This window comes from Streptomyces sp. NPDC056486, from assembly GCF_042795295.1.
Classification (GTDB): domain Bacteria; phylum Actinomycetota; class Actinomycetes; order Streptomycetales; family Streptomycetaceae; genus Streptomyces.
On sequence record NZ_JBHTSF010000005.1, the window covers coordinates 91,431 to 117,371 of the forward strand.

Sequence of the window (25,941 nt, forward strand, 5' to 3'; positions counted from 1 at the left end):
CGAGGTCAGCGGGGGTGGTGGGGCGCGAGTGCGGCGGCGAGACCGGAGTGATCCGTTCCCACTTTCCGGTACACGGCGGACAGCAGCCGGACGACGGCCGCCTCGTCGGTGTGCAGATCCTCGGCGATGCGGGCGGCCGACTCGCCGCGGACGGTGAGCGCCGCCGCGGTGCGCTCGCGCGCGGTGAGCTCGTCCGTCTCGGTGCTGTGCAGCAGGCGGGGGCGCAGGCCGGCCGCCGCCAGTTCGTCGCGGGCCTGCTCGACCAGGCCGTCGGCACCGCACTGGACGGCCGCTTCGAGCCCGCGGTAGAGGGGTTCTGCGGCATCCTTGGAGCGACCGACGCGGCGCAGTTCGCCGCCGAGGCAGACCAGCGCACAGGCGAGTTCGTACGCCGCCGGTGACCGCTCCAGGTGGCTGACGGACTCCTCCAGGAGCTTGATCCGAGCGGAGCCCGACGCGACGTCGGCGGTGATCCGCAGCGCCTGCCCGATCGCGGACGCGGTGGCGAACCTGCGGGCGCGCCGGACCGCCTCGTACGCGGTGGCGAGCGCACGGTCGGGGGCGTCGTCGGCCTCGGCGAGCGCGAGGTGGAGCTGCCAGGGGCACCAGGCGGGGTTGCGCATGCCGCGCGGGTCGAGGCGGCGGCCCGCCGCGGCGAGCTCGGCCGCCGCGTCCTTGGTGAGGCCGCGGGCCAGGAGCAGTTCGCCGTGCACGGCCTGCGCGTCGGGGAAGACGACGGCCGCGGGGAACGGTGCTCCGAAGCCGTAGTCCTCGGCGGTGCGGGCGGCCTCGGCGACGCGGCCGCGGGCCAGCAGGACCTCGATGAGGATGCCGACGGCGTACCAGTGCGCGGGCGTTCCCGGCCCGACCCGCTCGGCGATCCGCAGCCCGGCGCGCACGAAGTCCTCGGCTTCGGCGAGACGTCCGCGGCGGAAACGGATGTACGCGAGAAGCGTGTACCCGAACGAGAGATGGGCGCCGCGCCAGCCCTGGCTCTCGAAGTCGGCGATCCCTGCGGCGAAGAGTTCCTCGGCCCGCCCGGGCCGGTCTGCATAGAGGAAGGTGAGCGCGACCAGGACGGGGACTTCGAAGCCCCGGCCCTCTTCCGCCCAGCCGAGCCCGCCGACCAGGGCGCGTTCGGCGTGCCGGACGGCGGTCCCGGCCGGTTCGGCGCGCAGCATCGCGTCCCAGGCGCGGAGTCCGATGATGTACCGCTCGGTGAGATCGCGGCCCGGCAGCCGCTCGGCGAGCCGGGCCAGGCGCCGTGAACGGGCGGGCGAGTCCGGCTCGTCGGCCCGGAAGGCGTCCCACATGAACTGCTCGGCCTGCATCCGGATCCGCACCCGCGGCTCGGTGGTCATGCGGATCTCGCGGGCGAGGGTGTCGGAGGCCTCGCCGAGGCGGTCGGAGTGGGCGAGGACCTGGGAGAGGCGGTAGACGATGCCGTGGCGCAGGGCGGGGTCGGTGATGGGCTCTTCGAGCGCGGCGCGCAGGTGGTTGACGGTGGTCGCCGGTTCGGTGAGGAGGGAGGCGCAGCCCAGTTCGTAGAGGACCGCCGCGCGGTCCTCCCAGAGCGGGGGTTCGCGCAGGGCGCGTGCGAGATAGCGGCGGGCGGCGTCGGGGGCGCCCGCGCGGACGGTCTCGCGGGCCGCGGCGCGCAGTTGCTGCACGACCCAGGTGTCGCCGTCGGGGTGGACTTCGAGGAGATGGCGCGCGGCGGCGGACGCCCCGAGCCCCGCGTTGACCACGGCCCAGGCGGCCTGGCCGTGCAGGGCGACGCGTACGCCACTGGGGATGGCGCGGTAGACGGCGGTGGCGATCAACGGATGCACGAACTCCAGGGTGTGGATGCCGGTCAGGACGCGGGCGCGGCGCAGCCGGTCGGTGCAGTCGGCGGCCTCCCGCTCGCCGATGCCCGCGACGGCCGCGGCCAGTGTCGGGGAGATCGAGGTGCCAAGGACGGCGCAGGCCCAGGCGAACCGGACGGTGGAGGTGCCCAGGCGCTCCAGACGGGCCACGAGGCCGCTGCCCTTGACGGCGGCGGCGAGGTCGCGCAGCAGATGCGCACCGGCCTCGTCGGGGGTGAGACCGCGGTCGCTCACCTTCGCGGTCAGTTCCACGGCCTCGAACGGGTTGCCCGCGGTGACCGCCCAGCATTCGCGGCAGAACGCGTCGTCGGCGCGGGCGCCGAGCTCGTCGCGCACGAGGCGGGCGACGGCGGTGGCGCTCAGCGGTTCGAGTCCGATGGGTCGCTGCCCGGCGCGTCCGGGCAGGCCTCTGAACTCCTCCGCCTGGGCGGGAAGTTCCTCGGGGCGGTAGGCGACGACGAGCAGCAGCGGCAGGGCCTCCGCACGGGGCGCGAAGGCGGACAGCCAGCTCAGCGACTCGGCGTCGGCCCAGTGCGCGTCATCGATCACGACCACCAACGGGGCGCGCTGCACGGCGAGATGGGTGAGCACCCAGTCGAGCCCGTCGCGCAGCCCCTGCGGGTCGGGCGGCGCGTCGTCGGGCGGGGCGCAGAGGCCGAGGGCGGGGCCGACGATGGCGTACCAACTGCCCAGTACGTCGCGCAGTTCCGCGTCGGGGACGGAGGCGAGCAGCGGCTGCACCAGCTGCCGCGCCACGTGGAAGGCCACCCGCTGCTCCTGGTCGCCGCCGCGTGCCGGTGCCACGGTGCAGCCTTTGGCGGCGGCGCGGCGCCGTGTCTCGGCGAGCAGCGAGGTCTTGCCGAGGCCCGCGCGCCCCGCGAAGGCGATGAGCGCGCCTCGGGGCCTGTCCGGGGACTCGGAGCCGTCCCGTGAAAGACCGCACAGCTCGCTCAACGCCTCGTCGACTGCCGCGAGTTCGCTCTCGCGCTCGAAGAGGGTCCGCTTGCCGTTGGTGACGTGATGCACCATGGGACACCCCCCGCCACGGTGGTGCGCCGGGCGCTTCCTACGGCGCATGCCTTGGCTTTCAGCCACTTCAGATTACGCCCGCGGGTCCCGTCGGGAGCCGATTCGGCCACACCGGTGAGGTTGGCTGATGCATCTTGATGCATGCCCTCCGGGCGAAAGGACTCTCACGCGTGGTCAGCACCGAGAACGTACTCAACTACTGGCACGGCGGCCTGAGCGAGGTCCCCGACGAGGTGTGGCACCACCCGTCACTGGAGGTCCTGCTCCTCCCCGACAACGCGCTCACCCGGCTCCCCGCGCGGATCGGCACCCTGGCCTCGCTGCACACACTGGACCTGGGCCACAACCGGCTGACCGAGCTCCCGCCCGGCCTCGGCGACCTGACGGACCTGAGCCGCTTCCTCTACGTGCACGACAACCGTCTCACCTCGCTGCCGGACTCACTGGGCAACCTGAAGCGGCTGACGTACCTCAACGTGGGCGAGAACCAGCTGACGGCGCTGCCGGACACTCTGGGTTCGCTCGAAGCCCTGGTGGAACTGCGCGCCCAGCACAATCACCTGAGCTCGCTCCCTTCATCGATCGGCGGCCTCACGGCGCTGCGCGAACTGTGGCTGCGCGGCAACCGCCTCACGTCACTCCCCGCCTCGGTCGGCGCTCTCGGCGAGCTGCGCGAACTGGAGCTGCGCGAGAACCAGTTCACGATGGTTCCGGAGGCGCTGCGCGGCCTGCCGCTGCTGCGGAGACTCGACCTGCGGGCGAACCGGCTGCGAGCACTCCCGCCGTGGGTCGGCGAACTGCCCGCGCTGGAGAAGCTGGACCTGCGCTGGAACGAGACCGTGGTGCCGGAGGGGCTGTTGCGCAGGCTGCAGGGGCGGGGGTGCGTGGTGCTGCGGTGAGGCATGAGCCCCGTGCGCGGGACCTGCCCTAGCGCGCCTATCCGCTCTACCGGATCTACCGGATCTACCGGGACTCCGGAGGCACCACGGCCACCGCGCCCCTCGCGTGCAACAGCACCGCATTGGTCACCGACCCCAGCAGCCTCCCCAAGAACCTCCGGTTCCGATGCCGTCCCACCACCACGAGCTCCGCGTCCTGCGACGCCTCGACCAGCACCGCAGCCGCGTCCCCGGGCAGGATCTGCTGCTCGACCGTCACCTTCGGACACCGCTCCTGGAAGGGCCCCAGCTGCTCCCCCGCGAGCTCCGTGTACTGCGCCGCGCTCGCCGCGTCCACTTCCACCGAGGTCGCGAAGTCGCCGGTGGCCGTGTAGACGAGTACGGGCCCGGGATAGGCGCAGACGACCCGGAGCACCGCACCCCGCCGCGCCGCTTCCGCGAAGGCGAAGCCGATGGTGTCCTCGTGCGGCGAGAGCGCGTCGAGCCCGAGCACCACACACGGCTCGGCGCCCTCGGTGAGCTCATCGCCCGGCCTCACCACCACCACGGGGCATGCCGCATCCCGCGCGCACGCAAGGCCGTTCGACCCGAGCAGCAGACTGGTGAAACCGCCCCGCCCGCGCGACCCGACGACCAGCAGCTGCGCCTCGTCGCCGAGCCGGGGAATGTCGGGACCCGGGGCGCCGTCCACGGCCTCGATCGTCAGCGGAGGCAGATCCGTCCGCCCCTCAAGGGTCCGGCGCACCCGGTCGGTGACCGGGTCGGCGTCAGGGCCGTGCTCGACGGGCGGCGGCAGGTACGGACCGTCGGCCATCGGCATCGCGTACTGCCGCACGTGCACGATCCGCAGCGGCGCCTGCCGTAGCCGCGCGGCGGTCAGTGCCCATTCCAGGGCGTGGTCGCTGCCGGCCGATCCGTCGACGGCCACCACCACGGGTCGGGCGGGCGCATCGGAACTCATGGCTTCCTCGTCTCCGGCGCATGGCCGAGGTCGACCGGCTCTGCTGTCGGCCCCGGCCTCGTTCAGGAGACGAGCCGGGGACAGAGTCCAAAGTCACCAGGTCAGCACGGATCACGTCGCGAGCGGCCGCGACAGCCGGAGACGAGGGTCCACAACGCCCCGCACGGCCTACGTCAGATCGAACTCCCCGGCACGCGCGCCGTGCACGAATGCTCCCCACTCCGCCGGAGTGAAGATCAGGGACGGGCTCTCGGGGCGGCCTGCGTTGCGCATCGCGATGAATCCCTCGACGAAGGCGATCTCCACATCACCCCGCCCCTCGCTGCCCGATTGCCAGTCCGCTGTGCTGAGGTCGAGCTCCGGCTTGTCCCAGCCCGCGAGCGGGCGCTGCTGACCTGCGAGCGGATGTTGCTGAATGGTGCCTTCGGCCACGTCCGTGCTCCTCCCGATGCGTCGTCCGGCCGACAGCCTAGCTTTCGGTTCCGGTGCCGGACAGGGCGCGGAACGAGGACGACCGCCTGTCCGGCACGACAGATCCGTCACGATGTGGGCGGTTGTGCTCCGACCAGCCACATGGAGAAGAACTGCGAGCCGCCTCCATAGGCGTGCCCGAGCGCCCTGCGGGCCCCGTCGATCTGGTGCTCGCCTGCCTGGCCGCGCACCTGAAGTGCCGCTTCGGCGAAGCGGATCATGCCCGAGGCGCCGATGGGATTGGTGGACAGAACGCCGCCCGACATGTTGACGGGCAGGTCGCCGTCCAGCTCGGTGACACCCGACTCGGTCAGCTTCCAGCCCTCGCCCTCCTCGGCGAAGCCCAGGTTCTCCAGCCACATCGGCTCGTACCAGGAGAACGGCACGTACATCTCGACGGCGTCGATGTCCCGCCGTGGGTCCGTGACGCCCGCCTGCCGGTAGACGTCGGCGGCGCAGTCCTTGCCCGCCTGCGGCGACACGAAGTCCTTGCCCGCGAAGAGCGTCGGCTCACTGCGCATCGCGCCGCCGTGCATCCAGGCGGGCGGGCGGGGCGAACGGGCGGCGCCGGTACGGTCGGTGAGGATCATCGCGCAGGCCCCGTCGGAGGACGGGCAGGTCTCGGAGTAGCGGATCGGGTCCCAGAGCATGGGCGCCGCCTGGACCTTCTCCAGGGTGATGTCCTTCTCGTGCAGATGGGCGTAGGGGTTCTTCAGGGCGTTGCGGCGGTCCTTGTACGCGACGAGCGAGCCGACCGTGTCGGGGGCGCCGGTGCGCCGCATGTACGCGCGCACGTGCGGGGCGAAGAAGCCGCCCGCGCCCGCGAGGAGCGGCTGCTGGAAGGGGATGGGCAGCGAGAGCCCCCACATCGCGTTGGATTCCGACTGCTTTTCGAAGGCGAGGGTCAGGACGGTGCCGTGGACGCGGCCCGCGACCAGGTTCGCGGCGACAAGCGCCGTGGAGCCGCCGACGGAGCCCGCCGTGTGGACGCGCAGCATGGGCTTGCCCACCGCACCGAGCGCGTCGGCGAGGTACAGCTCGGGCATCATGACGCCCTCGAAGAAGTCCGGCGCCTTGCCGATGACGACCGCGTCGATGTCGGCCCAGGTCAATTCGGCGTCGGACAGGGCTGCTTGGGCGGCCTCGCGGACGAGTCCCGCGATCGAGACGTCCCGCCGGGCGGCGACGTGCTTGGTCTGGCCGATCCCGACGACGGCCACGGGCTCCTTGCCCACCTCACTCATCACGCATCTCCTTCAAGGACGGCGACCAGGTTCTGCTGGAGGCAGGGGCCGGATGTGGCGTGTGCGAGGGCCCGGTCCGACTCGCCCCGGTGGATGCGCGCTGCGGCCTCGCCGAGCCGGATCAGACCGGCGGCCATGACGGGGTTCGCGGCGAGCGCGCCCCCGGACGGGTTCACCGAGACGTCGTCGCCCAGCTTCAGCGCCTTGCGCAGGACGACCTCCTGGGAGGTGAACGGCGCGTGCAACTCGGCGGTGTCCACGGGCCTTTCGAAGGCACCGGCCCGCTCCGCGGCCAGGCGGCTGGACGGCGAGTCGGTGAGGTCGCGCACGCCGAGGCTGTGCGCCTCGATGCGGTGGTCGATCCCACGGATCCAGGCGGGCCGCTCGCACAGCTCGCGGGCCCGCTCCCCCGCCGCGAGGATCACGGCGGCGGCCCCGTCACCGATGGGCGGGCAGTCGCCGGTACGCAGGGGACGTACGACGTAATCCCCCTGCGGAACCGAACCCCTCACCTGCGCATGGGAGTTGGCGGATGCGTCCTGACGGCTGCGCGACGCCACCCCGGCGAGCGCGGGTTCGTCGGTGTCCCCCGCGTCGATCAGGGCCTGCGCCTGGAGGGCGGCGAGGGCGACCGAGTCCGGCCACAGGGGGGCCACGTAGTACGGGTCGAGCTGGCGGGTCAGTACGTCACGCACCGACCCGGGCGACGACTTGCCGTAGGCGTACACGAGCGCGGTGTCGGCATCGCCGGTGAGGAGCTTCGTCCACGCCTCGTACAGCGCCCAGGCCCCGTCCATCTCGACGTGCGACTCGGAGATCGGCGGCCAGGCCCCGACCCCGTCGAGCGCCATGGTGAAGGAGAAGGCGCGCCCGGCGAGATAGTCCGACGAGCCGGAGCAGGTGAAGCCGATGTCGCTGGTCTTCAGGCCGGTGGAGGCGAGGACCTGGTGCAGGACCGGCATGAGCATCTCCACCTCGGAGAGCTCGTCGGTGGAGCGCAGATGGTCGGTCTGCCCGAAGGCCACGATGGCGATGTCCCGGACGGGCCGCATCACGGACGGCTTCGCGGACGGCATCTACACCAGCTCCTTGTACGTGTCGTAGTCGGCGTCCGGCTCGCCCGTGGGCCGGTAGTGATCGGGGAAGCGGGCACCCTCGGTCCACACCGGCTCGACGCGCAGGCCCATCCGCACCTGGTCGTAGGGGATGCCCGCGATACGGGCGTGCAGGGCGAGGTCGGCGCCGTCGAGGGCGATGTGCGCGTAGACGTAGGGCACTTCGATGTCGAGGTTCTTCGCCTTGATGTTGACGATGCAGTACGTGGTGACGGTGCCGCGCGGCCCGACCTCGACCCGCTCGGCGGTGGCGACGCCGCAGGTGGGGCAGGCGCCGCGGGGCGGTACGTAGACCTTGCGGCAGGAGGGGCAGCGCTCGCCGACGGTCTTCTGGTCGGAGAGTGCCTTGATGTACGCGGTCTGGGCGCGGCCCGGCGCGTAGGAGTAGTCGAGGCGCGCGGCGGCGACGATTCCGGTGACGGGGTCGCTGAACTGGCCGTCGTGCGGCCGGACTTCCCCTTCCGCTTCACCTTCGTACGATTCGAAGCAGGCGATGTCGGTGATGGCGCCGGTGCGTTCGGCGGCCCAGCGGATCCGGACGCGCATGCCGGTCCTGACGGCGTCGGGGCCCGCCGCGTCCAGGGCGTGCAGCAGGGCGGTGTCGGCGCCGTCGAGCCGCACCAGGACCCAGGCGAAGGGAGTGTCCAGGGGCTGTCCCCTGCGGGGTTCGTGGTTCCAGGCCCAGGTGGTGACGGTGCCGGTGGTAGCGACCTCGACCAGGTCGCGTATCTCTTCGGCGGTCACGGGGTCGTACTCGACGGGCGGGACGAGCGTCCTGCCGTCCTCGGTCTTCACGCCGAGCACGGTGCGTTCGCGCAGCCCGGTCAGAAACGCGCTCTGCACGGGCCCGAGGGACCGGGTGAAGGGAAACTCGAGGACCAGAGGCGCACGCAGCACTTCGGGGGAGGGAGCGGATGCCATGAGCAGAACTCCGTTTCTAGGCGACAGGAGCGGGCGGGAGCGCCCCGTAAGAGGCGCGGGGCTGTTTCGATATGCGGCTTCGCCGCGTGGGCGCGACCAGCCACGACGGCCCCGCAGCCGAGACATGACCTACGCCCGCCGAAACTCCGGGACACGCTTCTCCGCAAAGGCTCTGGAGCCCTCCTTCGCATCGGCGGTGTCGAAGATCGGCCACCCCCGCTTCAGCTCCGCCGCGAGACCGTCCGTCTCGGACATCTCCGCGGCCTCGTACACCGACGCCTTGACCGCCTCCACGGCGAGTGGCCCGCACGCGTTGATCTGCTCGGCGATGGAGAGGGCCTTCTCCAGGGCGGTGCCGTCCGGGACGACGTGGCCGACGAGTCCGATCGACGCGGCCTCGGCCGCCGAGTAGGGGCGCCCGGTGAGCAGCATCTCCAGGGCGTGCGTACGGGGGATCTGGCGCGGGAGGCGCACGGTCGAGCCGCCGATCGGGAACAGGCCGCGTTTGACCTCGAAGAGGCCGAAGGTCGCGGACTCGCCCGCGACGCGGATGTCCGTGCCCTGGAGGATCTCCGTGCCACCGGCGACGCAGTACCCCTCGACCGCGGCGATGACGGGTTTGCGCGGTCGGTGGTGGCGCAGCATCGCCTTCCAGTGCAGATCGGGATCGGCCTTCATCCGGTCCCGGTACTGCTCGCCGTCCATCCCCTTGCCCGCGAGAGCCTTGAGATCCATGCCGGCGCAGAACGCGCCGCCCGCTCCGGTGAGGACGACGGAGCGGATCGCGTCGTCCTCGTCCGCGGCCAGCCATCCGTCGTAGAGGCCCACCAGCATCGGCAGCGAGAGCGCGTTCTTCGCCTCCGGCCTGTTGAGCGTGAGTATCAGTGTGGCGCCTTCGCGCTGCACAGCGAGATGTTCCGTCCCACCCATAGCCGTGCTCCCTCTCTGACCGCCTGCTGTCGCCTTCGGACCTGGAACAGGTTGCAGTAGGCGGGGAGCCAGTTCAATAGTTTTCTGACAGACAGTCAGATTTCTTGAACGAGCACCCTTCACACTTGTGGGCGCCTCTGCTCTGATGACCGCCAGAAGAGATGACGCCGGGGTCAGGAGGAGCGGTGGAGTACAACCTTGCCGACCTGTTCGAGTCGGTCGTCGACGTGGTCCCCGACCGCGAGGCGCTCGTGTACATCGATCACCCCGGGACCGGGGCGGAGAGCAGGCTGACGTACGCCGAGCTCGACCGGGCCGCCAACCGCCTCGCGCACCATCTGATCGACAGCGGGATCGAACCCGGCGAACATCTGGGGCTCCATCTCTACAACGGCGTCGAGTACTTGCAGACGGTGCTGGCCTGCCTCAAGGCGCGCATCGTCCCGGTCAACGTCAACTACCGCTACGTGGAAGAGGAGTTGGTCTACCTCTACCGTGACGCGGACCTCGCCGCGCTCGTCTTCGACGCGGAGTTCACCGAGCGGGTCGCCGCCGCGCAGCCGCGTGCTCAGAAGCTGCGGCATCTGGTGCGGGTGGGAACCCCGCCCACCGACGCCCCCGCGCTCGACGCGGTCGCCTTCGCACAGGCGGAGGCCGCGGGCTCGCCCGATCGCGGGTTCGCGGCGCGCTCGGCCGACGACCTGTTCATCATCTACACCGGCGGCACCACAGGCATGCCCAAGGGTGTCATGTGGCGCCAGGAGGACCTGTTCTTCGCCGGGCTCTTCGGCGGCGAACCCGCGGGAGAGCCGGTGAAGCGGCCCGAGGAGCTGGCGGAGCGCGTCGCGGCGGGCGGCCCCGGCATCACGTTCTTCCCCACTCCCCCACTGATGCACGGCACGTCGACACTGACGTCGTTCATCGCCTTCAACTACGGCCAGCGGGTGGCCATTCACCGTAAGTACGTCCCTGAAGAGGTGCTCCGCACGATCGAACGGGAGAAGGTCTCCAGCGTCTCGCTGGTCGGCGACGCGATGCTCAGGCCCCTCATCGATGCCCTGCACGGACCGCTCAAGGGCACCGACCTCTCCTCACTCTTCAGTGTCTCGTCCTCCGGGGCGATCATGTCGGAGACGGTGCGTGCCCAGTTCCAGGAGCTCGCACCGGACGTCCTCCTCCTGAACAACTTCGGCTCGTCCGAGTCCGGCTCCAACGGCAAGGCGACGGAGGACTCTGGCCCGGAGAAGGGATTCCGTCTGGAGGTCAACGAACGTACGCAGGTGGTGGATCAGGTCACGCACGAGCCGGTGGCGGTGGGCGAGCCGGGCCGCCTTGCCCAGCGCGGCCATGTGCCGCTCGGCTACTACAACGACCCGGCGAAGACCGCCGAGACGTTCTTCCAGAAGGGCGACGAGCGGTGGGTGCTGCTCGGCGACATGGCCACCGTCGACGAGGACGGCATCGTCACCGTCCTCGGCCGGGGCTCGCAGTGCATCAACACCGGTGGCGAGAAGGTATATCCGGAGGAGGTGGAGCAGGCGCTGAAGTCGCATCCCGATGTGTACGACGCGCTGGTCACCGGAGTCCCCGACGAACGCTGGGGCAACCGCGTCGCCGCGGTCGTCCAACTCCGCGACGGAGCACCCTCATTGGACCTCGAAGCCATCCAGACCCACTGCCGCACCCGCCTGGCCGGCTACAAGATCCCGCGCGCCGCGGTCTTCACCACCGAGATCCAACGCTCCCCGAGCGGCAAGGCGGACTACAGGTGGGCGAAGTCGGTGGCGGCGAAGGGAATTTGACAGGGGGCAACGGGCGGGTGGGCGGGAAAAGATCTGTCGCGAAGCGACGGCCCAGAAATCAACCCGCACAGACAGACCGCAGCGCCCGCCCCAAAGCCACGGAGTGCACCACATCAAGCTGCCGCTCATGCCGAACCCGCAGACCGGCCACGGCCAACAGCCCACGGCAAGAGGGCGCGGAGCGCGCGGACGGAGAGTCGGCGATCCCCCGCACCAACTCCCCGTTCACCCGATTGATCTCCTTGCGCACCTCCGCGAGATCAGGCCGCTCCTCCGGCGTCGGCGCCTGCGCCGGATCCGCGCCCCACCGCCGGTGCAGCTCCCGCTGCACCACCTTGTTGGCCTCGATCTGATCCCGGAAGATCCGCACGGTCGCCTCAGGGTCAGCGCCCAACTCCCTGGCCTGCCGGGCTACATCGTCCAGGACCTGCTGCTCGCGGGCAGGGTCGTCGATGGGGCTGCCCGTGCCGTACTTCGCGGCGGCGACGAGGTCGGCGGTGGCCAGGCGCTGGGCGGCGAGATCGACCAACGGGTGGAGCCGGGCGTACGGCCCCTCGGAGGCGACGGAGGACGACGTGGCCGCGGCCCCCTGCGCCGGGGAAGCGGCAACGGCCGCCCCGCTCCCGGCGAGCAGAGCCACCGTCACGGCCCCAGCGGTGAGCAGACGTCCTGCGGAGGAAGTAAAGCGCACAGTGATTCCCCTGATCGGCCTGGCGGCGCACGGCGGCTACCGGCGACCGCCGCCCATCGTACGATCACGGGCCGGACAGGCCCTGCTCCTCAACTCGCGCCCGCTAGAGCGCGGTCGAGGAGAACCTCTGCCGCCGCTCGCGCGTACTGGCCGTAGTCCGCCTCGTTCAGCACCATGGCGCGACTGGCTGCCCCGTCCGCGAGGGTGACCAGTTGTTCGGCGAGTGCGAGTGCGGCGGGTTCCCGGCAGCCCAGCTCGCTCACCAATGCGGTGACCAGCTGAACCATCCGCAGCTTCTGCTCGCGGGCGTAGGAGTGGACCGCGCTCTTGGGGTCGGGGAACTCCGCTGCGGCATCGATGAACGGGCATCCGCGCACCGGAGCCGTGTCCGCCGCGGGCTGGTCGAAAAGACCGAGGATCCGCTCCCTCGGCGGGATGTCGTCGCGGGTCAGCACGCTCTCCAGGGTGGCGCCCGACGTCGCGAGGTCCTGCAGGTAGGCGATGACCAGGTCGCTCTTGGTCCGAAAGTGCGCGTAGAGCGTCCGCTTGGACACCGGCGCCTGCTCAGCGACCTGTTCCATACCGGTCGCATTGATCCCTTGAACCGCGAACAGCCGGGCGGCGGCGACCAGGATCCGCTCCCGGCCCCCACGTCCTCCCCGCGGTCGAGGTGCGGTAGCCGTCGTATCCATGAGGCAAGTATACGTACGCGTTTACTTCGGCGGGGTCGACGGGCTAGGGTCACCCTCATGTAAACGGTCCCGTTTACATGAGCCGTCACTGAGGAGCGCTCCATGAGCAGGCCGACCCCCACCGCCCCCACCGAGCTGAGCGGCTGCGCGGAGAAGCTGATACGCGGCCGTCACGCGACGCGCGCGTTCCGTCCGGACGCCGTACCTGCGGACACGATGCGCGCGATCTTCTCGTTGGCCGGCACCGCTCCGTCCAACTCCAACGCACAGCCGTGGCAGGTGGAGGTGGTGAGCGGCGCGGCGCGAGAGCGGCTGGCCAACGCCCTGGAGGCGGCCCACGCCGAGCAGCGCGTCTCGGCGGACCTGCCGTACTCCGAGGACATGTACGCGCAGGTGCACCGGGCACGCCGGGCCGCATTCGGCGCCGAGCTGTACGGGGCGCTGGGCATCGGCCCTGACGACCATGCCGCGCGCGCGGCCTACGACGCGGAGAGCCTGCGGTTCTACGGCGCTCCGCACGCGGCGTTCCTGTTCGTCCACGGTGACGGCGTGGCACGTCTGACCGCTGACGTCGGCGCCTATATGCAGACCCTGCTCCTGGCGATGACCGCGTACGGCGTGGACAGTTGCCCGCAGGGGCTGCTGAGCTTCTACGCCGACACCGTCCGGGGCGAGCTCGGCGTCACCGGAGGAAAGCTGCTCGTGGGCATCTCCTTCGGCTACGCAGACGAGACCGCGCCGGTGAACCGGGTCACGACCGAGCGCGCCGCGCTGGAGGCGACCACGATCTTCCACGACTAAGCAGTTCCACATGGTGGTGCGTTCGGGCCACACTGACTGCCATGGATGCAGGCCTGGCGGCAGTACTGGGCGCGGCGGTGGGGGCCCTCGGAACCGGCGGAGCAGCCGTCTTCACGTCGTGGTGGACCGCCACGACACAGGAGAGGCAATCCCACCGCCAGATCCGCTTCGAGCACTTGCGTGAGCGGCGCGAGCCTCGCAGCAGGGCGTACGCCGAAGTTGTCGCACAGGTTCAGAAAATGGGCAGGCAACTCGACAAGGTCGAAGAGCCGGACCGCACCCGTGACCAGAGCCTTGACGGTTTTCCACAGGAGCTCAGCAGGCTCGCCGACCTCTGCGCACGCGTGGCCGTGGAGGGCCCCGCATCGATCGCCGACCAGGCCCAGCGGATCCTGGAACAGGCGCGAGACGCTTTCAGCGCCGCATCCGGCCTGCTCGAAGTGGCAGCGGACGAGATCGACGAGCACGAAGAGGAGCTGTGGCGCAGTCGCTACGCCACGATGGACCTCAACACGGAGTTGGGCCGCTTCATGGACCTCGCCCGGCGAGCTCTGGACGACGACGGAAGCCACTGATCACCGGCCACTCAGGGTGAGGCCGCCGTAGCGCCCCAGCTCAAGCGGCCTTGCGCGATCTCTTGACGGCCGCTCCCCGGGCTGGATTACTGACCTCGACAGAAGATCCACGACCGAATGATCGGTCGCCCGTTTGGGACGGGAGAAACTGCATATGACGGCGATGCTGGACGCGGCGGAGCGCCTCGGGCGCGAGGAGCTCGAAGCGCTGCAGCTGGAGCGCCTGCAGGACACCTTGCTGCACGCGTACGAGAACGTGCCGTTCTATCGGGCGGCGTTCGACAAAGCGGGCCTGCGCCCCGAGGACTGCCGTGCGCTCAGCGACCTGGCTCGCTTCCCGTTCACGGCCAAGACCGATCTGCGGGACAACTACCCCTTCGGGATGTTCGCGGTCGAGCAGTCCGAGGTACGGCGCCTGCACGCGTCCAGCGGTACGACGGGCCGGCCCACGGTCGTCGGCTACACCGAGCAGGACCTGTCGATGTGGGCGGACGTCGTGGCCCGCTCGATCCGTGCGGCGGGGGGACGTCCCGGGCACAAGGTCCATGTGGCGTACGGCTACGGCCTGTTCACCGGTGGCCTCGGCGCGCACTACGGGGCCGAGCGTCTGGGCTGCACGGTGATTCCCGCGTCCGGCGGCATGACGGCGCGCCAGGTCCAGCTGATCCAGGACTTCCGCCCCGAGATCATCATGGTGACCCCGTCGTACATGCTGACGCTCCTCGAGGAGTTCGAGCGGCAGGGCGTCGACCCGCGCACGACGTCCCTGAAGGTCGGCATCTTCGGCGCCGAGCCGTGGACGGAGGAGATGCGCGCCGAGATCGAGGAGCGGTTCGCGATCGACGCGGTCGACATATACGGGCTCTCCGAGGTCATCGGCCCCGGTGTCGCCCAGGAGTGCGTGGAGACCAAGGACGGTCTGCACATCTGGGAGGACCACTTCTATCCGGAGGTGGTGGACCCGATCACCGGCGAGCTCCTTCCGGACGGCGAGCGCGGCGAGTTGGTCTTCACGTCTCTCACCAAGGAGGCCATGCCCGTCATCCGGTACCGCACCCGCGACCTGACCCGCCTCCTGCCCGGCACCGCACGGACCTTCCGCCGGATGGAGAAGGTCACGGGCCGCACGGACGACATGGTGATCCTGCGTGGCGTGAACCTCTTCCCCACGCAGGTGGAGGAGATCGTCCTGCGGACGCCGGGCGTCGCCCCGTACTTCCAGCTGCGCCTGACCCGCGAGGGCCGCATGGACGCGCTGACGGTCCGGGCCGAGTCCCGCGCGGACACGACTCCCGAGCGGCGCGACGCGGCGGCCCGGGAGATCGCGTCGGCGGTCAAGGACGGAATCGGCGTCTCGGTGGCGGTCGAGATCGTCGATCCGGAGACGATCGAGCGGTCGGTGGGGAAGTTCAAGCGGATCGTGGACCTTCGCGACAAGTAGCTCCTGTGAAGTAGGAGCTACGACTCGCTGAAGCGGTCCCGCAGCTCCCGCTTGAGGATCTTCCCGCTCGCGTTGCGCGGCAGCTCATCCACGAAGAGGACCCGCTTGGGTGCCTTGAAGTGGGCGAGCTTCTCGCGTGCGTGGTCGATGAGTTCGGCTTCGGTGACGTCTCCATTGCGTACGACGACGGCGGTGACCGCCTCGATCCAGCGCTCGTCCGGCAGACCGATCACGGCCGTCTCCGCGACCCGCTCGTGGGTGTAGAGCGCGTCCTCGACCTGGCGCGACGCGACGAGGACGCCACCGGAGTTGATGACGTCCTTCACCCGGTCGACGACCGTGAAGTAGCCGTCCTCGTCCCGCACGGCTAGGTCCCCGGAGTGGAACCACCCGTCGCGGAACGCCTCCTTGGTCTCCTCGGGCTTGTCCCAGTAGCCCTCGCACAACTGCGGCGAGCGGTAGACCACTTCGCCCTGCGTGCCGTCGGGCACCTCACGGCCGCTCTCGTCCACGACCCGCGCCTCGACGAACAGGACGGGGCGTCCGCAGGAGTCCATCCGCCCCTCGTGCTCGTCGGGCCCCAGGACCGTGGCGAGGGGGCCGATCTCGCTCTGCCCGAAGCAGTTGTAGAAGCCCAGCGACGGCAGCCGTTCGCGCAGCCGCTCCAGGACGGGGACGGGCATGATCGACGCGCCGTAGTAGGCCTTGCGCAGGGCGCCGAGGTCCCGGGTGGCGAAGCCTGGGTGGTTCGAGAGCCCGATCCATACGGTGGGCGGCGCGAACAGGCTGTCGGCGCGGCCCGCCTCGACAAGGTCGAAGATCCGCTCGGCGTCGGGCGCGTCGATGATCGTGTTCTCGGCGCCCACGGCCAGGTACGGCAGCAGGAAGACGTGCATCTGCGCCGAGTGGTAGAGCGGCAGCGAATGGACGGGCTTGTCCGTCTCCTTGAGGTCGAGTGCGGTGATGGCGCTGACGTACTCGTGCACGAGGGCCCGGTGCGTCATCATCGCGCCCTTGGGGAGGGCGGTGGTGCCGGAGGTGTAGAGCAGTTGGGCGAGGTCGTCCGCGCCGGGCCCCTCTCCGTCGTACGCCGTCGGTGCGGCCGTGAGCCGCGCGAGCAGGGAGTCGTCCGCGTCGCGCAGGGCGAGGACGCGGACGTCGCCCGGAAGGCGCGGGGCGAGATCCGGATCGGCGAGGACCAGGGAGCTGCCCGACTGGCCCACGATGTACGCCAGATCGTCGCCGACGAGGTTCTGGTTGACCGGCACATGGACCAGGCCTGCCCGCGAGCAGGCCAGGAAGCCGATGAGATAGGCGTCCGAGTTGTGGGCGTAGGCGCCGACGCGGTCACCGTGGCCGAGCCCCGCATCGCGCAGCACCTGGGCCCCGCGCGAAACGGCCGAGTCCAGTTCCGCGTACGTCCAAGCCCGCTCGCCGTAGCGCAGAGCCACTCGCCCCGGCACGCGCCGCGCGCTCCGCCGAAGAACCCCGTCGACCGTATTGCTGCGTACACCTGTCATGGCGTGATCCTGAGCCGCCCGCGTCACGGCGGTCAAGGCTCCGTACGGGGCACGAACTGGGCGCGTTCCGGTACTCGATCAAGTGACATACCGATTGGTACGCTCAACCGCCCCTTCTCTCACACCAGTTGGGAGGCACCCATGCGTACCCGCATCAGACGCCTGACGGCCCTAGGCATCAGCCTGTTGACCGCCGCGGCCTTTCTGCCGTCGTCCGCCGCCACGGCGGGCGCGGCGGAAGCGCGCGACGACGCCCGCCCGTCGGGCGGCGGCCTGTCCGCCACCGTCCGCTACACCCAGTACGGCATTCCGCACATCCTCGCCAAGGACTACGAGAACCTCGGCTTCGGCACCGGCTGGGCGCAGGCCGCCGACCAGGTGTGCACCCTCGCCGAGGGATACGCCACCGTGCGCGGGGAGCGCTCACGCTACTTCGGCCCTGACGGCAAGCCCGACGGCTCGCTGTCATCGGCCACCACGAACCTCTCCAGCGACCTCTACTTCGGCGGCGTCCGCGACACGCACACGGTGGAGAAGCTGCTCAAGCAGCCCGCCCCGGCGGGGCCGAGCGCCACGTCGAAGAAGCTGATGCGCGGCTTCGCGGCCGGCTACAACGCCTGGCTGAAGCAGAACCGCGTCACCGACCCGGCCTGCAAGGGCGCCAAGTGGCTGCGCCCGATCTCCTCCCTGGACGTGGCACGGCAGGGCTTCGCCGTCCAGGTCCTGGGCGGTCAGGGGCGCGGCATAGACGGCATCACCGCCGCGCAGCCGCCGAGCGCGACGGCCCCGGACCGCGCGCCTGACCCCGAGCGCACCGCGGAAGAGGCGCGCAAGCTCTTCTCGGCCGACGAGGCCGTGATGGGTTCCAACGCCGTCGCGTTCAGCGGGAAGACCACCGCGAACGGCAAGGGCCTGCTGCTCGGCAATCCGCACTACCCCTGGCAGGGCGGCCGCCGCTTCTGGCAGTCGCAGCAGACCATCCCCGGTGAGCTGAACGTCTCGGGCGGTTCGCTGCTCGGCACGAGCGTCGTCAACATCGGCTTCAACGGCGATGTGGCGTGGAGTCACACGGTGGCGAGCGGCGTGACCCTCAATCTGCATCAGCTCACGCTCGATCCGGCCGATCCGACCACCTATCTGGTGGACGGCAAGCCGGAGAAGATGACGAAGCGGACGGTCGAGGTGCCGGTCAAGGACGGTGCTCCGGTGACCCGCACGCAGTGGTGGACCCGGTACGGTCCGGTCACCACAGGCCTCGGCGCGCAGCTCCCGCTGCCCTGGTCGGCGAAGACCGCGTACGCCCTGAACGACCCCAACGCCACGAACATGCGCGGCAGCGACACCGACCTCGGCTTCGGCAAGGCCCGCTCCACCGACGGCATCCTGAAGGCGCTGCGCGACACCCAGGGCCTTCCCTGGGTCAACACCGTCGCTGCCGACCGCAAGGGCCACTCGCTCCTCAGCCAGTCGCAGGTGCTTCCCCGCATCACCGACGACCTGGCCGAGCGCTGCTCCACCGACCTGGGCAAGGTGACGTATCCGGCGTCGGGCGTGGCCGTGCTCGACGGCTCGCGCCGCGACTGCGCGCTCGGCTCGGACAAGGATGCCCTCCAGCCCGGCGTCTTCGGCCCGTCGAAGATGCCCACCCTCAAGGACGCCCCGTACGCGGAGAACTCCAACGACAGCGCCTGGCTCACCAACGCCGACCGGCCGATCACGGGCTACGAGCGGGTCTTCGGGACGATCGGCACGCAGCGCTCCATGCGGACGCGCGGCGCCGTCGAGGATGTCGCCGCGATGGCGAAGGAAGGCGGCCTGACGGTCAAGGACCTCCAGAAGCAGCAGTTCGCGAACCGGGCGCCCGCGGGTGATCTGGCCGCCGCCGACGCGGCACGCGCGTGTGCCGCGCTGCCCGGGGGCGCCGCGACCGGCAGCGACGGCAAGGGTGTCGACGTACGCAAGGCCTGTGACGTCCTCAAGGCCTGGGATCGCAGCATGAACACGGGCAGCAGGGGTGCGCTGCTCTTCGACCGGTTCTGGCGCAAGCTCGTCGCCGTGCCCAACGCCCAGCTGTGGAAGGTGCCGTTCTCCGCCGCCGACCCGGTGCGTACCCCCAACACCCTCAACACGGACGCGCCGGGCTTCGCGACCGCGCTCGCCGACGCGGTGGCCGAGCTGAGCGGTGCGGGCATCGCGCTCGACGCGCCGCTGGGCAGGAACCAGTTCGTCGTACGCGGCTCGGAGCGGCTCCCGATACACGGCGGCACGGAGTCGATCGGCGTGTGGAACAAGGTCGAGCCGGTCTGGGACGCGAAGGGCGGTGGCTACACCGAGGTCGCGCACGGTTCGAGCCACATCCAGGCGGTCGGCTGGGACAAGGGGCGTTGCCCGCAGGCGCGTACGCTCCTCACCTACTCGCAGTCGTCCAATCCGAACTCGCCGCATTTTCGCGATCAGACGCGGTTGTACTCCGATGAACGCTGGGTCACCTCGCGGTTCTGCGAGAAGGATATTGCGCGTGACCCGGGGCTGAAGGTGGTCAAGGTACGGGGGGCTGCCCTGCCGCGTTAAGTGAGATCGGGGCACCCCGCGTCTTGCTCGATGTGGGGTGCCCCGGTTTCGTTCTGTGCTCGCGACCGGTGGGGGCTGGGCGCGCAGTTCCCCGCGCCCCTACGGGGCACCTAGAGCGCGCGCTCCCGTCCCTCCCAGTACGGCTCCCGCAGCCGTCGCTTGTACAGCTTGCCGTTCGGGTCTCGTGGCATGGTCTCGATGAAGTCGACGCTCTTCGGGCGCTTGTAGCCCGCGAGTTGGCGCTCGCAGTGGTCGAGGATGTCGGCGGCGAGCGCGTCGCCCGCCGTGTGGCCCTCCGCTACCTCCACGACCGCCTTGACCTGCTCGCCCCACTCGTCGTGCGGGATGCCGAACGCGGCGGCGTCCGCGACGGCGGGGTGGGTGAGCAGCGCGGACTCGATCTCGGCGGGGTAGATGTTGACCCCGCCCGAGATGATCATGTCGATCTTGCGGTCGCGGAGGTAGAGGTAGCCGTCCTCGTCCAGGAGGCCCAGGTCGCCGACGGTGAAGAAGTCGCCGATGCGGTTCTTCCTCGTCTTGGACTCGTCCTTGTGGTACGAGAATCCGCCGGTGCTCATCTTCATGTAGACGGTGCCGAGTTCACCGGACGGCAGCTGGTTGCCGTCGTCGTCGAAGACGGCCAGTTCGCTGATGGGCCACGCCTTCCCGACGGTGCCGGGCCGCTTCAGCCAGTCCTGCGCGGTGGCGAAGGCGCCGCCGCCCTCGCTGGCCGCGTAGTACTCCTCGACGCACTCGCCCCACCACTCGATCATCGCCCGTTTGACGTGGTCGGGGCAGGGCGCGGCGCCATGGATGGCATGGCGCATCGACGTCACGTCGTACGCCGCCTTCGTCGCGTCCGGCAGCGCGAGGAGGCGGTGGAACTGGGTCGGCACCATGTGGGTGTGCGTGCACTTGTACGTGTCGATGAGGCGGAGCATCTCTTCGGGCGTCCACTTGTCCATCAGGACCAGGGGGTGGCCGATGTGCAGGGCGGCGCCCGCGAACTGGAGGACCGCGGTGTGGTAGAGCGGCGAGCAGACGAGGTGCACGTTGCCGTCGAAGGGCTTGACGCCGAAGATGCCGAGGAAGCCGCCGAGGTAGGACTCCTCGGGGAGTTTCCCGGACAGCGGGCGCCGGATGCCGCGCGGGCGTCCCGTGGTGCCCGAGGTGTAGTTCATGACCCAGCCGAGGGTGCGCGCGTCGGGCACGGACTCCGGTTGCCCTGCGAGGAGTTCGGTGTACGGGCGGAAGCCGTTGACGTCGCCCACCGAGTACCGGTGCGTGGCCGGGAGCTTCGCCTCGTCGGCGGCGTGGGTGGCCGCCTGCGCGAACCGCTCGTGCGCGACGAGCACCTTGGCACCGGAGTCGGCGACGATCCAGGCGATCTCCGGTCCGACCAGGTGGTGATTGACCGGGACCAGGTAGAAGCCCGCCTGCGAGGCCGCCAGGTACGCGGTGAGGAACTCGATGCCGTTGGGCAGCACGACGGCGAAGGCGTCACCGCGCTCGAGGCCCGCGGCGCGCAGCCCGTGGACGAGCTGGTTGGTCGCCGCGTGCAGGCGCCGCGCGGTCCACTCCTCGCCGTCGGGCGCGGTCAGTACCGTGCGGTCCGGGTCCGCTTCGGCCTGCGCCCAGAAGCCGTTGGGGGGCGTACTGCCCGGCATGCTGCTCATATGGACCTCTCCTCCGTCATCTCGTCAGTCGCGTCCGGTCCCGCGTCCGGTCGTCAGTCGCGTCCGGCAATGCGGTTCACGCGGTCGATGGCACGCTCGAAACCGCGGGTCAGCTCGTCGAAGACCACCTGGACGCTGCGTTCGCTGTTCATCCGGCCGACGATCTGCCCGACGGGCGTGCCGAGCAGCGCCTGGACCTCGTACTTCTGAATGCGCGAGACCGCCTCGGCGACCAGGAGCCCCTGCAGCGGCATGGGCAGCGTGCCGGGCCCGTCCGGGTCGTCCCAGGCGTCGGTCCATTCGGTGCGCAGCTGGCGTGCGGGTTTGCCCGTGAGGGCGCGTGAGCGGACCGTGTCGCCCGAACCCGCCGCCAGGAGCTTCTCGGTGAGCGCCCGCGAGTGGAGGTCGGCCTCCGTCGTGGTGAGCCAGAGGGAGCCGAGCCACACGCCCTGCGCGCCGAGCGCGAACGCGGCCGCGATCTGCTCGCCGCTGCCGATGCCGCCCGCCGCGAGCACCGGCAGCGGCGCGACGGCCTCGACGGCTTCCGGTGTCAGGACCATGGAGGCGATCTCGCCGGTGTGGCCGCCCGCCTCGTAGCCCTGCGCCACGACGATGTCGATACCCGCGTCCGCGTGCTTCCGCGCGTGCCGGGCGCTGCCCGCAAGGGCGGCGACCAGGACATCGTGGTCGTGGGCGCGCTGGATGACGTCGGCAGGTGGTGAGCCGAGCGCGTTGGCGAGCAGCTTGATCGGGTAGTCGAAGGCGACGTCGAGCTGATTGCGGGCAACCTGCTCCATCCATCCGGTGATACGCCAGCCGGAAGCTTCGCCTTCGGCCAGTTCGGGTACGCCGTACTTGCCGAGGGTGTCCTTGACGAACTGCCGGTGCGCTTCAGGGATCATCGCCTCGACTTCGGACTCGCTCACCCCCTCCACCTTCTTCGCGGGCATCACGACATCGAGTCCGTAGGGCCGGCTATCGACGTGCTCCTGCATCCAGTCGAGATCCCGGGCCAGCTCGTCGGGCGCCGTGTAGCGGACCGCGCCGAGCACACCGAATCCGCCCGCCCTGCTGATGGCGGCCGCCACCGCCGGGAAGGGCGTGAAGCCGAAGATGGCGTGCTCGATCCCCAGTTTCCTGCTCAGGTCTGTCTGCATGGCCGCAGGATGCCGCAGCCGTCCGGACGACGGAAGAGGTTTTCTGATGCAGTGTCAGATCTTTGCTGGGCGCCCGTGGTTGACAGGGCACTGCCCTGACATGAAAGTTTCAGCAGTCTCTTGTGATCCCGAAAGATAATTTCAGTTCAGGAGAGTTTCAGGAGGGGGCACGGTCACGGCCGAGGACAGCGGGGCGGCGGACAGAGCGGGCAGCGGTCTGAGCCGACGCCAACTGGGCGCACGGGTAGCCGCGTTGGGTGGCGCGCTCGCCCTCGTGCCGTTCCCCGCGGGCCCTGCCGCGGCGGCGACGGGCTCCGTGACCGGCGCCGGGCGTCCGACACTGCGGCCCGGCACCCCCGAGCGCGCCGGGCTGCTCGCCGGGCATCTGCGGCAACTGGTCGCCGACGCAGAGAAGTTCCTCGACCCATCCCCCAAGCACCCCTGGTACGCGGGCGCCGTCCTGCTCGCGGGCCGCGGCGGCACGGTGGCACTGCACCAGCCCATCGGCAAGGCGGTGCGCTACGCGGCGTACGACGAGAAGACCGACACCGGCGTCGAGCTGCCGGCCGACCGGCAGATCGCGATGGCCAAGGACACGGTCTTCGACCTCGCCTCCGTCTCCAAGCTGTTCACCTCGCTGCTCGCGGTGCAGCAGATCGAGCGCGGCAAGCTGGAGCTGGAAGCGAGGGTCGCCTCGTACCTCCCCGATTTCGGGGGCGCGGGCAAACAGGACGTCACCGTCCGCCAGCTCCTCACCCACACCTCGGGTTTCCGCGCCTGGATCCCGCTCTACAAAGAGCCCACGCGCGAGGGTCAGCTGCGCCTGATCTGGCAGGAGACGCTCCTCAACCCGCCGGGCACCAAGTATCTGTACTCCGACCTGAATCTGATCTCGCTCCAGCTGGTCATCGAAGAGATCACGGGCCGCACCCTGGACGCACTGCTCCACGACGAGATCACCGCTCCACTCGGGATGCACCGCACCCGCTACAACCCGCCCGCCTCCTGGCAGCCGAAGATCGCCGCCACCGAGGACGCCCGTCTGCCCTGGTCGGGCCTTGACCGCGGCATGGTGTGGGGCGAGGTGCACGACGAGAACGCCTTCGGCTTCGGCGGGGTCGCAGGGCACGCGGGTGTCTTCTCCTGCGCCTGGGACCTCGCGATCCTCGGCCGCACGCTGCTCAACGACGGGGTCTACGGCCGCGCCCGCATCCTCTCCGCCGAGTCCGTGAAGCTGATGTTCACCGACTTCAACACCGCCTTCCCCGGCGACGAGCACGGCCTGGGCTTCGAGCTCTACCAGCACTGGTACATGGGGGCGATGGCGACGCCCCGCACCGCGGGCCACACGGGATTCACCGGCACCTCCCTCGTCCTCGACCCGACGACCGACTCCTTCCTCGTCGTCCTCGGCAACTCCGTGCACCCGGTGCGCAGTTGGCGCTCCGGCTCGGCACCCCGGGTGGCGACGGCGAACCGTATGGCACGCGCCGTTCCGGTACGTCCCGCGCACGGGCGCACCGCGTGGTTCTCCGGCATGGCGAACGCGGCATCGGCCACCCTGACCCTGCCGCCGCTCGACCTCACCACGGACCGGGCGACGCTGCGGTGCGAACTGTGGTGGGACACCGAGCCGGGCTCGGACCAGCTGTGTCTGGAGTCCTCGCGCGACGACGGCACGACGTGGCAGCCGGTGCCGTTCACGACGCGGCACAGGGGCTCGGATCCTCGCCCGCACCCCGACGGCGCCGCATCCGGCTGGTCGGGGCGCGTCTGGCACCGCCTCACCGCGGACCTCGCGGACCTGCGGGGCGAGCGGGTGCGCCTTCGCTGGCGGTACGCGACGGACCAGCTCTACGTGGGGCGCGGCGCGTACGCCGACGGGCTGCGGGTCGAGGACGGCGGCCGTACCGCCTTCGACGAGGCACGGCCCGCCGACGCGGCACGCATCGAGGCGGTGGGGTGGGCTCCTTCAGCCGACTGAGGCCCCCTACTCCCCCAGCGCGGCCATGGCGGCGTTGTGCCCGGGGATGCCGCTGACCCCGCCGCCGCGCACGGCACCCGCCCCGCACAGCAGGACGTTCGCGTGCCGCGTCTCCACGCCCCAGCGCCCGGTGTCGTCCTGGGCGTAGGGGAAGGCCAGGTCACGGTGGAAGATGTTGCCGCCGGGCAGGCGCAGGTCGCGTTCCAGGTCGAGCGGGGTCTTGGCCTCGATGCACGGGCGGCCGTCCACGTCGGTGGCCAGGCAGTCGGCGAGCGGCTCGGCCAGGTGGGCGTCCAGCTGCGCCAGGGTCGACTTGAGGAGTTCGGCCCGTACGGCGTCGTTGTCGTGGGCGAAGAGGCGCGCGGGCGTGTGCAGTCCGAAGAGCGTGAGGGTCTGGAAGCCGCGCTCGACGAGGTCGGGGGCGAGGATGCTGGGGTCCGTGAGGGAGTGGCAGTAGATCTCGGACGGCGGTGCGGACGGCAGCTCTCCGGCCGCGGCCTGGACGTACGCGGTTGCCAACTCGCCGTATCCCTCCCCGATGTGGAAGGTCCCGGCGAAGGCCTCGTGCGGGTCGACGGAGGTGTCGCACAGTCTCGGAAGGCGTTCGAGCAGCATGTTGACCTTGAGCTGGGCGCCTTCGGCCGGGGCGGGCGGTGTGTCGCCGACGAGGGCGGCGAGTTCCTGCGGTGAGGCGTTGACCAGGACGTGCCGTGCGGCGACGGTGGCTTCGCGCTCGGACGTCCGGTAGGTGACCTCGGCGCTCTGTCCGTCCGTCTCGATGCGGGTGACCTCGTGGTCCGTGGCGAGCTCGGCGCCCGCCGCGCGTGCCGCGTCGGCCAGGGCGCCGGTGAGCGCGCCCATGCCGCCGACGGGCACGTTCCAGTCGCCGGTGCCGCCGCCGATGACGTGGTAGAGGAAGCAGCGGTTCTGACGCAGGGACAGGTCGTGGGCGTCGGCGAACGTGCCGATGAGGGCGTCGGTGAGCACCACTCCGCGCACCAGGTCGTCCTGGAACCGTTCCTCGATGGCGGCGCCGATGGGCTCCTCGAAGAGCGCCCGCCAGGCGGTCTCGTCACCGACGCGCTCGCGCAGTGCGTCGCGCGTCGGAAGGGGTTCGGTGAGCGTGGGGAACACCCGCTCCGCGACCTCTCCCGTCATGGCGTAGAACTCCCGCCACGCCTCGTACTCCCGTGGTCCGCCCGTGAGCCGCTCGAACGCTTCCCGGGTGCGCGCTTCGCCCCCGCCGACGAGCAGTCCGGCAGGACGCCCGTCGCGTTCGGTCGGGGTGTAGGAGGAGACGGTGCGGGTGCGCACCCTGAAGTCCAGGTCGAGGTCCCTGACGATCTTCCGCGGCAGGAGGCTGACCAGGTACGAGTAGCGCGAGAGCCGGGCGTCGACGCCGGCGAAGGGGCGGCTGGACACGGCGGCGCCACCGGTGCCGGAGAGCCGCTCCAGGAGCAGGACGGAGCGTCCTGCGCGGGCGAGGTAGGCGGCGGCGACGAGTCCGTTGTGACCACCGCCGACGATGACGGCGTCGTATCGATCGCGAGGAGGCATAGCCCTTACTAACACGAGGCCCTGCCGCGTGGTGCG

The 25,941-nt window shown here is 70.7% G+C and carries 20 protein-coding genes; 7 read left to right on the plus strand and 13 right to left on the minus strand.

The features are described 5' to 3' along the window. Positions 1–5: 5 nt before the first annotated feature. On the minus strand, positions 6–2,897 hold the full coding sequence (locus tag ACFQ7F_RS04440; RefSeq protein WP_383265900.1) for an ATP-binding protein: 2,892 nt from the start codon (positions 2,895–2,897) through the stop codon (positions 6–8). A 170-nt stretch (positions 2,898–3,067) separates the two neighbouring features. On the opposite strand from ACFQ7F_RS04440, the gene ACFQ7F_RS04445 reads away from it, so the two are divergent. Then, positions 3,068–3,796, plus strand: a complete 729-nt coding sequence (locus ACFQ7F_RS04445; RefSeq protein ID WP_383265903.1) for a leucine-rich repeat domain-containing protein — start codon at positions 3,068–3,070, stop codon at positions 3,794–3,796. A gap of 64 nt (positions 3,797–3,860) precedes the next feature. Here the strand turns inward: ACFQ7F_RS04445 and ACFQ7F_RS04450 are convergent, their stop codons facing one another. The 6 genes from ACFQ7F_RS04450 to ACFQ7F_RS04475 all read right to left on the minus strand — a co-directional run bounded on the left by ACFQ7F_RS04450 (position 3,861) and on the right by ACFQ7F_RS04475 (position 9,438). After that, positions 3,861–4,757, minus strand: a complete 897-nt coding sequence (locus ACFQ7F_RS04450) for a universal stress protein (protein WP_383265906.1) — start codon at positions 4,755–4,757, stop codon at positions 3,861–3,863. A 168-nt stretch (positions 4,758–4,925) separates the two neighbouring features. Continuing rightward, positions 4,926–5,189, minus strand: coding sequence for a DUF397 domain-containing protein (locus tag ACFQ7F_RS04455; protein ID WP_249591741.1), 264 nt, complete (start codon positions 5,187–5,189; stop codon positions 4,926–4,928). A 107-nt stretch (positions 5,190–5,296) separates the two neighbouring features. Then, positions 5,297–6,463 carry a thiolase domain-containing protein gene (locus ACFQ7F_RS04460; protein WP_383266055.1) on the minus strand — a complete coding sequence of 389 codons (1,167 nt, stop codon included), beginning with the start codon at positions 6,461–6,463 and terminating at the stop codon, positions 5,297–5,299. A gap of 8 nt (positions 6,464–6,471) precedes the next feature. Further along, complete coding sequence (locus ACFQ7F_RS04465) at positions 6,472–7,548, minus strand: thiolase domain-containing protein (protein WP_383265910.1); 1,077 nt, start codon at positions 7,546–7,548, stop codon at positions 6,472–6,474. After that, the gene (locus ACFQ7F_RS04470) at positions 7,549–8,508 is read right to left on the minus strand and encodes a Zn-ribbon domain-containing OB-fold protein (protein ID WP_383265913.1); all 960 of its coding nucleotides are present in this window, start codon (positions 8,506–8,508) and stop codon (positions 7,549–7,551) included. 129 nt (positions 8,509–8,637) lie between these two features. Continuing rightward, positions 8,638–9,438 (minus strand): crotonase/enoyl-CoA hydratase family protein, encoded by an 801-nt coding sequence (locus tag ACFQ7F_RS04475; RefSeq protein ID WP_383265916.1) that lies wholly within the window; start codon positions 9,436–9,438, stop codon positions 8,638–8,640. A gap of 185 nt (positions 9,439–9,623) precedes the next feature. Between ACFQ7F_RS04475 and ACFQ7F_RS04480 the strand changes: the two genes are divergently transcribed. Next, on the plus strand, positions 9,624–11,240 hold the full coding sequence (locus ACFQ7F_RS04480) for an acyl-CoA synthetase (protein WP_383265919.1): 1,617 nt from the start codon (positions 9,624–9,626) through the stop codon (positions 11,238–11,240). A gap of 58 nt (positions 11,241–11,298) precedes the next feature. Here the strand turns inward: ACFQ7F_RS04480 and ACFQ7F_RS04485 are convergent, their stop codons facing one another. Together ACFQ7F_RS04485 and ACFQ7F_RS04490 are read right to left on the minus strand one after the other, a co-directional pair. Beyond that, positions 11,299–11,931 carry a chorismate mutase gene (locus ACFQ7F_RS04485; RefSeq protein ID WP_383265923.1) on the minus strand — a complete coding sequence of 211 codons (633 nt, stop codon included), beginning with the start codon at positions 11,929–11,931 and terminating at the stop codon, positions 11,299–11,301. An 89-nt stretch (positions 11,932–12,020) separates the two neighbouring features. Beyond that, positions 12,021–12,623 carry a TetR/AcrR family transcriptional regulator gene (locus ACFQ7F_RS04490; RefSeq protein WP_383265926.1) on the minus strand — a complete coding sequence of 201 codons (603 nt, stop codon included), beginning with the start codon at positions 12,621–12,623 and terminating at the stop codon, positions 12,021–12,023. 102 nt (positions 12,624–12,725) lie between these two features. On the opposite strand from ACFQ7F_RS04490, the gene ACFQ7F_RS04495 reads away from it, so the two are divergent. The 3 genes from ACFQ7F_RS04495 (at position 12,726) to paaK (ending at position 15,440) form a co-directional block, all read left to right on the plus strand. Further along, on the plus strand, positions 12,726–13,424 hold the full coding sequence (locus ACFQ7F_RS04495) for a nitroreductase (protein ID WP_383265929.1): 699 nt from the start codon (positions 12,726–12,728) through the stop codon (positions 13,422–13,424). Positions 13,425–13,465: 41 nt separating this feature from the next. Continuing rightward, positions 13,466–13,999 carry a hypothetical protein gene (locus ACFQ7F_RS04500; RefSeq protein ID WP_383265932.1) on the plus strand — a complete coding sequence of 178 codons (534 nt, stop codon included), beginning with the start codon at positions 13,466–13,468 and terminating at the stop codon, positions 13,997–13,999. 154 nt (positions 14,000–14,153) lie between these two features. Continuing rightward, entirely contained in the window at positions 14,154–15,440 is a 1,287-nt protein-coding gene (paaK, locus tag ACFQ7F_RS04505; protein WP_383265935.1) for a phenylacetate--CoA ligase PaaK, read from the plus strand. A 17-nt stretch (positions 15,441–15,457) separates the two neighbouring features. Here paaK and ACFQ7F_RS04510 read toward each other — a convergent pair whose 3' ends face one another. Then, positions 15,458–16,960, minus strand: a complete 1,503-nt coding sequence (locus tag ACFQ7F_RS04510; protein ID WP_383265937.1) for an acyl-CoA synthetase — start codon at positions 16,958–16,960, stop codon at positions 15,458–15,460. A gap of 141 nt (positions 16,961–17,101) precedes the next feature. Here ACFQ7F_RS04510 and ACFQ7F_RS04515 point away from each other — a divergent pair, with 141 nt between their 5' ends. Further along, a complete protein-coding gene (locus ACFQ7F_RS04515) occupies positions 17,102–19,531 on the plus strand; it encodes a penicillin acylase family protein (protein WP_383265940.1) in 2,430 nt (809 codons plus the stop codon). A gap of 110 nt (positions 19,532–19,641) precedes the next feature. On the opposite strand, the gene ACFQ7F_RS04520 is transcribed toward ACFQ7F_RS04515, so the two are convergent. Both ACFQ7F_RS04520 and ACFQ7F_RS04525 read right to left on the minus strand, forming a co-directional pair. Next, positions 19,642–21,198 carry an acyl-CoA synthetase gene (locus ACFQ7F_RS04520; RefSeq protein ID WP_383266058.1) on the minus strand — a complete coding sequence of 519 codons (1,557 nt, stop codon included), beginning with the start codon at positions 21,196–21,198 and terminating at the stop codon, positions 19,642–19,644. Between the two features lie 62 nt (positions 21,199–21,260). Further along, positions 21,261–22,364 carry an NAD(P)H-dependent flavin oxidoreductase gene (locus ACFQ7F_RS04525; protein ID WP_383265943.1) on the minus strand — a complete coding sequence of 368 codons (1,104 nt, stop codon included), beginning with the start codon at positions 22,362–22,364 and terminating at the stop codon, positions 21,261–21,263. A 217-nt stretch (positions 22,365–22,581) separates the two neighbouring features. Between ACFQ7F_RS04525 and ACFQ7F_RS04530 the strand changes: the two genes are divergently transcribed. After that, entirely contained in the window at positions 22,582–24,348 is a 1,767-nt protein-coding gene (locus tag ACFQ7F_RS04530) for a serine hydrolase (protein ID WP_383266061.1), read from the plus strand. A 6-nt stretch (positions 24,349–24,354) separates the two neighbouring features. Here the strand turns inward: ACFQ7F_RS04530 and ACFQ7F_RS04535 are convergent, their stop codons facing one another. After that, positions 24,355–25,905, minus strand: a complete 1,551-nt coding sequence (locus ACFQ7F_RS04535) for a phytoene desaturase family protein (protein WP_383265946.1) — start codon at positions 25,903–25,905, stop codon at positions 24,355–24,357. Between the last annotated feature and the right edge of the window lie 36 nt (positions 25,906–25,941).